Raw genomic sequence first — 7,058 nt, forward strand, 5'->3', positions numbered from 1 at the left:
AGCCTCAATGCGCGCGCCATCGCGCTGATCAACGGCGGTCGGCCCGAGGCCGCGATTCCGCTGCTGGAACACGCGCTCGTGCTGCAGCCGCGCGACCCCGAGATGCTGGGCAACCTCGGCTACGCCTACATGCTGGTGGGCGAGCATGCCCGCGCGCGGTCGCGCCTCGTGGCCGCGCTCGACCTGTCGCCGACGCGCTCGGCCACGTGGCTCAACCTCGGCCAGACCTATGCCGAGCTTGGCCGCCAGGACGCCGCGCTCGACGCGGTGCTGACGGGCTACCGGTATTCCACGCGCAAGGCATCGGTGCGCTCGGCGCTGCAGCGCGCCGCGACGCAACCGCAGTTCAGCCCCGCCTGGCGCGACCCCGCCGGCGCGGCGCTCAGCCGTATCGAGGCGGGCGCCTGACGGGTCGGGTCGATGTAGAAAAAGGTCGGATCCAATTTTTCAAGAAACGAACCTGACCACTGTTTCGATTCAGATCTAGTCACCAGCGGACACCGCCGATTGAAATGCGGGATCAAAGACACGTACGAGACCAAAGATCACCAAGTGCAGCGCCTTGATCATCTCGCACAGGTCCGTCAGCGCTGATTGGGGCAGCGATTTCTGATCGTGGACCAGAACCGAACGAACCTTGTACAAAACATCGCCAGCCGAGAGCTTTTCGAGTTCGGCTTGACCGACTGACCGCAGCACAGCCTTGCCATAGCGCTCCAAGTCGTTTAAGGCGCCAGATACCTCAGCCTGGCAGCAGGCGACCAAAGCTCTAACTCGTCTTTTTTCACCCGATGCCTCAATCAACTTCTCCTTCAGCGCCCACGGATCATCGCTAAGTGCTGGATCACTCGTGATCCGGCTAACCTCGCTTTTGAATCGCTCGTTAGAGAGAAGCTCAACAACCTGGTAATACCCGATAAAAGCTCCTACCGGGGTAGGCTGCGCTGCAGCAACAGCTACCAAATTTGAGATCAGCTCAATCCATGGACCTATCGAAGCCGCCGGCAACGCAATATTACGGACACCCTCCGCAGTAACAGCGAAAGGCGCATGGCTAAACGACACTTTCGGGGGTAATGGGTAGTAGCCATGCTCTTGAAGAGCAAGCCTGACTACGTCCGTTGTGGCGCCCTGCGACTCGACAATGCGTCGGGCAACGACCACCACAGAACAGCCGCTCGGCAGACAGTCACAGAGCTCCGACACCTCGGGCAAATCGAAGAATTCACCACTGACCACCTCGTTGGCAACGCCGACGTCAACGAGGAAATGTGCCGCGACGGTCGCGTAAAGCCGCTGAAACTTGTCATCCAGCGCTGTAGCGCAAAAGTCAGATGTCGTCCGGAATGACGATGTGGGGAAGATGTACCCGATCGTTTTTCTCTCAGCAGCCTTGATGACAACCGCACGAACAGCAGCTTCGGCATTGTCCAATGTCCGGACTACCCAGACGGTGTACCGATCGACTTCGAACGCTTCATCGCTCCGCGCGACCTTTAGGGTCCTTTGTATCCCGCCGACATCGAGAAGAACCCCCTCAGCCGTCCACGTCTGAGCACGACTGCCAGCGGCTTCGCCACGCAACAGTCCTTCAAGGATAGTCATGTTCTTAGTTCAGGCTTTCGAACTTCTCCTGCCCCGACACCCAACAAGCGCTCAGATCGGCGAAGTCGTCGGAGTCCTGGTTCAGCAGAGCCCTAAATGAGTACTGAAACACTTCGCGTTGCGCGGTACCGATCTTAGACGCCTTCCGCGCGATTTCGTCCAGCAGCAGCACCAACGTGTCTAGCGAGCTATCTGGCTCGCGAGAGAACTGCAGTTGAGGAAGTACAGCGCCGATATCAGCGATGGTGGCGAATTGGCCTTGCCTAATCAGACGTTTGCACTCGGCCCCAAATGCACTCATCGGCTGCACGCGCTCGAAGATCGCAGCGACATTTCGGCCGAAAGGCCGCTCTACCACTCGATCCGGCATCTGTGTAGCCAATCGAATCGGATCAAATACCCAGTCGCCACTTAGCGCCTCGACGCGCCGAATGAACGCATCGAACAACACAAGCAGCGCTTGCAGATCGTCATCGCCGGTCTTGAACTCATCGAGAAAATCAAGTTCGGCGAGTTTGCCTACCAGAGTCTGCTTGTCCATCGACTCGGGTTTTCCGGTCGAAAATGCATAGAACATGTCGACCACATCGGCGAACTTATATTTTCTCGAACCCCGAGCGCGCGAATTATCCACTTCGCGCACAACAGTTATGCCATTAGGCAGAGTCTGATGATCCAAGTAATCGCCATAAAGCATCTCAATCTGATGCCGGAAAGACATTGGCGTCTGCCCGGTATTCAGCGTAAGCATTCGGTAGAGAATGCCCATCTTATTTAGGCCAAGATAGACTTCTAGCCTCATCTTTCTGGCTCGGAATTCCGCCAGTGCTCCCGGGTCGGCTGAGAGCTGCGTAATGCAATCACCGATGGTAAAGGTCCGCTGCAAGCCATCGAGGATCAATAGCTCACGGTCCGCGAAGGCACGCGCGATAGCGGCCTCAATCGCAAGCTTATTGCCGTCTGCTATCGGCTGCCTTAGGAGGTTGGAGATGCGGGCGCTCGCCTCTTGCTTCAGCGCGAGGATCACAGGCGGCATTACGCAACCCTCGATCAGATCGCGCTGCAGCAACTGGTACGGCTTGCCTTTGACGGAGACACGACGTCGCTGAAACTCGTTCTCGTCAATGACATCACGACAAACATCCCAATAGGTGCCGATTTCGATATCGACAGCGACGTTAATGCCGCGGACCTTGCTGTCGTGTAACCACGATGAGAATTCCATGATTTCCTTTCCAGTAAAGGTTCATATTCGGCAAGCCGGCTGCCGTCGCGTCTCGCTAAGCTGCCTGCAGTAGCTATTCGCTTGTGCGTTAGATCCGAGGCCAAGATACGTCGGAAGTGCGGTTTACATATTCCGCCTGTACTCCCCACCCACCTCATACAGCGCATGGCTGATCTGCCCGAGGCTATGCGTCTTCACCGCCTCCATCAGCGCCTCAAACACATTACGACGCTCGCGCGCGGTCTTCTGTAGGAATTTCAGACCCTCCCCGGCCCGTGCATTCCTGTTGCCCTGATACAGCGCCACGTTGGTGATCTGCTGGCCCTTCTCTTCCGGCGTGGAGCGGATCAGTTCGATCTCGGTGGCGACATCGCTGTGGCCGTCCTTGCCGAGGAAGGTGTTGACGCCCACCAGAGGCAGCGAGCCGTCGTGCTTCTTGTGTTCGTAATAGAGCGACTCTTCCTGGATCTTGCCGCGCTGGTACATGGTGTCCATGGCGCCCAGCACGCCGCCGCGCTCGCTGATGGCTTCGAACTCCTTGTAGACGGCTTCTTCGACGATGTCGGTGAGCTTGTCGACGATGAAGCTGCCCTGCCAGGGGTTCTCGTTGAAGTTGAGCCCCAGCTCCTTGTTGATGATCATCTGGATCGCCACGGCGCGGCGCACGCTCTCTTCCGTCGGCGTGGTGATGGCTTCGTCGTAGGCGTTGGTGTGCAGGCTGTTGCAGTTGTCGAACAGCGCGTACAGCGCCTGCAGCGTGGTGCGGATGTCGTTGAACTGGATCTCCTGCGCATGCAGGGACCGGCCGCTGGTCTGGATGTGGTACTTCATCATCTGGCTGCGCGCCGAGGCGCCGTAGCGCTCGCGCATGGCGCGCGCCCAGATGCGTCGGGCGACGCGGCCGATGACGGTGTACTCCGGGTCCATGCCGTTGCTGAAGAAGAACGACAGGTTGGGCGCGAAGTCGTCGATGTTCATGCCACGCGCGAGGTAGTACTCGACGATGGTGAAGCCGTTGCTGAGCGTGAAGGCGAGCTGGCTGATCGGGTTCGCGCCGGCTTCGGCGATGTGATACCCGCTGATGCTCACCGAGTAGAAGTTGCGGACCTTGCGGTCGACGAAGTACTGCTGGATGTCGCCCATCATGCGCAGGGCGAACTCGGTGCTGAAGATGCAGGTGTTCTGCGCCTGGTCCTCTTTCAGGATGTCGGCCTGGACGGTGCCGCGCACGGTCTGCAGGGTCTGCGCCTTGATGCGCTCGTAGATCTCGGGCTCGACGATCTCGTCGCCGGTGACACCCAGTAGGCCAAGGCCGAGGCCGTCATGCGTTTCGGGCAGTGGGCCTTCGTACGCCGGGCGCGGGCGGCCTTCGAACAGCGCGTCGATCTTTTCGCGGGCGGCGAGCCAGCGTGTATCGTCCTCGCGCAGGTACTTCTCCACCTGCTGGTCGATCGCGGTGTTCATGAACATCGCGAGGATCATCGGCGCCGGGCCGTTGATCGTCATCGACACCGACGTGGTGGGGTCGCACAGGTCGAAGCCGGAGTAGAGCTTCTTCATGTCGTCGAGCGTGGGCACGTTGACGCCGGAGTTGCCGATCTTTCCGTAGATGTCCGGGCGCGGCGCGGGGTCTTCGCCGTACAGGGTGACGCTGTCGAATGCGGTCGACAGGCGCGCCGCCGGCTGGCCGACGCTGAGGTAATGGAAGCGGCGATTGGTGCGCTCCGGCGTGCCCTCGCCCGCGAACATGCGGATCGGGTCTTCGCCGGTGCGGCGGTACGGGTACACGCCGCCGGTGTAGGGGTAGCCGCCCGGCAGGTTTTCCTTCTGCAGGAACGTGAGCAGCTCGCCCCAGGCCTTGTAGGTGGGCGCGGCGATCTTCGGGATCTGCTGGTGGCTCAGCGACTCGCGGTAGTTCTCGACGCGGATCACCTTGTCGCGCACGGTGTATTCGGTGATGTCGTCGGTGATCGACTTCAGCCGCGCCGGCCATGCGCGCAGCAGCTTCAGCGCCTCGGCGGTGAGCGACTGGATGGCGTCGTTGTAGCGCTGGCGCAGCGTGAGCAGCGTGCGGTCGACGCCGCGCTCGAGGTAGCTGAACTCGTTCTCGTCGTCGACATCGGCCACCGGCTTCAAGCCGTTTCCGCCCAGCAGGTGGTCGGCGGCGTAGAGGTCCAGGGGCTTCGGCAGCTCGGGGTCCTCGAGCGCCTGCAAGGCGGTCCAGTACGACTGCGCGCGGTCGGCGATCTCGGCCTGCGTTTCGATCTGGCGGTTGATGCCGCGGCCCTGCTCGGCGATCTCGGCCAGGTAGCGCACGCGGTTGCCGGGGATCAGCACGGTGGCGCGCGGCTCGCGCAGCGTGGTGTCGAGTTCCGGCGTCCACTTGTCGCTGGGCAGCTGCAGCTTCTCGCGCAGCAGGCGGCACAGGTTGGCGAACATCCAGCTGATGCCGGGGTCGTTGAACTGCGACGCGATCGTCGGGTAGACCGGCACGTCCTCGTCGGCCGTCTGGAACGCCACGCGGTTGCGCTTCCACTGCTTGCGCACGTCGCGCAGCGCGTCCTCGGCACCGCGCTTGTCGAACTTGTTCAGCACCACCAGGTCGGCGAAGTCGAGCATGTCGATCTTCTCCAGCTGGCTCGGCGCGCCGAAGTCGCTGGTCATCACGTACATCGGGAAATCGACGAGGTCGACGATCTCCGAATCGCTCTGGCCGATGCCGGCGGTTTCGACGATGACCAGGTCGTAGCCGGTGCCCTTGAGGAAGCCGATGCAATCGCGAAGCACGGCGTTGGTCGCCGCGTGCTGGCGGCGCGTGGCCATCGAGCGCATGTACACGCGCGGGCTGCGCAGCGAGTTCATGCGGATGCGATCGCCCAGCAGCGCGCCACCGGTGCGGCGGCGCGTGGGGTCGACGGAGATGACGGCGATGCGCATCTCCGGGAAGTGTGCGAGGAAACGGTTGAGCAGCTCGTCGGTGACGGACGACTTGCCCGCGCCGCCGGTGCCGGTGATGCCGACCACCGGTGTGCGGCTGCCGGCGAGCTGCCACTGCTTGCGCAGGTGCGCGAGCTGGGCTTCGTCGAGGCTGCCTTCCTCGATCGACGACAGCATGCGACCGAGCGCGATCTCGTCGTCGATCGACGGCTGCGTCGACGCAGGCGCGATGTCCGTACGCGCGTGGCCGGCGCGGCGCACCACGTCCTCGATCATCGCGACCAGGCCCATGTGCATGCCGTCGTTCGGGTGGTAGATGCGCTCCACGCCGTAGGCCTGCAGCTCCTTGATCTCGTCGGGCGTAATCGTGCCGCCACCGCCGCCGAAGACCTTGATGTGGCCGGCGCCGCGCTCGCGCAGCATGTCCACCATGTACTTGAAGTACTCGACGTGGCCGCCCTGGTAGCTCGACAGCGCGATGCCGTCGGCGTCTTCCTGCAGCGCGGCGCGCACCACGTCCTCCACCGAGCGGTTGTGGCCCAGGTGCACCACTTCGACGCCCTGCGCCTGGATCAGGCGACGCATGATGTTGATCGCCGCGTCGTGCCCGTCGAACAGGCTGGCGGCGGTGACGAAGCGCAGCGGGCTCGCGGTGTCGGCGGCGCTGGCGGTGGATTCGGGCAGGCGATCGGCGGGCGAGCTCATGGGGGCGCGCATCTATTTCTAAGGATGGCCCGATTGTAACAAGGCCTCCGTACGGGTCCGGGCGCATGCGGAGGGTCGGGTAACCTGCGCGGCATGACCGACACCACCGACCTCGCCGCCCTGCGCGCGGCTGCCGCCTCCGGCGCCCCCGACGACCTGTACCGACTCGCCACCGCGCTGGTCGCCGACCTGCAGATGGAGGAAGCCTTCGAGGCGCATCGTCGCGCCGGGGAAGGCGGCCATGCAGGCGCGCTGATCGAACTGGGGCGGATGTGGATGTACGGCATCGGCACCGACGCGGACATCGCGCAGGCGGTGCAGGCGTTCGAGCGCAGCGAAGCGCTGGGGCAGCCGATCGCGGGCTACTTCCTCGCGCTGATCGGGCTGGGCAATACCGCCGTGCCGCGCGACGCGAAGATCGGCGAGCGCCTGCTGGCCGCGGTGCAGGTGGGGCATCCGCCGGCATTGCGCGCCGCCGCGATCCACTTCGGACGCAAGCCGAACCTGCAGGACCAGGCCATGGCCGTGCAGCTGCTGGACCACGCCGCCGGCCGGGGCGATGCGATCGCGGCGCAGCTGCTGGCCG

5 protein-coding genes are annotated in these 7,058 nt (G+C 62.9%); 2 read left to right on the forward strand and 3 right to left on the reverse strand.

Annotation, left to right across the window (positions count from 1 at the left end; all coding sequences use genetic code 11):
- Nucleotides 1-408, forward strand: a 408-nt coding sequence (locus FW784_RS11250; RefSeq protein WP_149353436.1) for a tetratricopeptide repeat protein, incomplete at its 5' end; no start/stop codon positions are given.
- Nucleotides 409-483: 75 nt separating this feature from the next.
- On the opposite strand, the gene FW784_RS11255 is transcribed toward FW784_RS11250, so the two are convergent.
- The 3 genes from FW784_RS11255 to FW784_RS11265 all read right to left on the reverse strand — a co-directional run bounded on the left by FW784_RS11255 (nt 484) and on the right by FW784_RS11265 (nt 6,472).
- Complete coding sequence (locus tag FW784_RS11255; protein ID WP_149353437.1) at nt 484-1,605, reverse strand: hypothetical protein; 1,122 nt, start codon at nt 1,603-1,605, stop codon at nt 484-486.
- 4 nt (nt 1,606-1,609) lie between these two features.
- Entirely contained in the window at nt 1,610-2,830 is a 1,221-nt protein-coding gene (locus tag FW784_RS11260) for a hypothetical protein (protein ID WP_149353438.1), read from the reverse strand.
- A 123-nt stretch (nt 2,831-2,953) separates the two neighbouring features.
- Nucleotides 2,954-6,472 carry a methylmalonyl-CoA mutase family protein gene (locus tag FW784_RS11265; RefSeq protein ID WP_149353439.1) on the reverse strand — a complete coding sequence of 1,173 codons (3,519 nt, stop codon included), beginning with the start codon at nt 6,470-6,472 and terminating at the stop codon, nt 2,954-2,956.
- A gap of 93 nt (nt 6,473-6,565) precedes the next feature.
- Here FW784_RS11265 and FW784_RS11270 point away from each other — a divergent pair.
- A partial coding sequence (locus FW784_RS11270; RefSeq protein WP_149353440.1) for a tetratricopeptide repeat protein occupies nt 6,566-7,058 on the forward strand: 493 nt, incomplete at its 3' end.

Source organism: Cognatilysobacter lacus, from assembly GCF_008274655.1.
In the GTDB taxonomy this organism is placed as follows: domain Bacteria; phylum Pseudomonadota; class Gammaproteobacteria; order Xanthomonadales; family Xanthomonadaceae; genus Cognatilysobacter; species Cognatilysobacter lacus.

Coding starts and splice junctions, on each gene's coding strand:
- FW784_RS11255 (WP_149353437.1), bottom strand. CDS start 1,605: ATGACTATCCTTGAAGGACTGTTGCGTGGCGAAGCCGCTGGCAGTCGT.
- FW784_RS11260 (WP_149353438.1), bottom strand. CDS start 2,830: ATGGAATTCTCATCGTGGTTACACGACAGCAAGGTCCGCGGCATTAAC.
- FW784_RS11265 (WP_149353439.1), bottom strand. CDS start 6,472: ATGAGCTCGCCCGCCGATCGCCTGCCCGAATCCACCGCCAGCGCCGCC.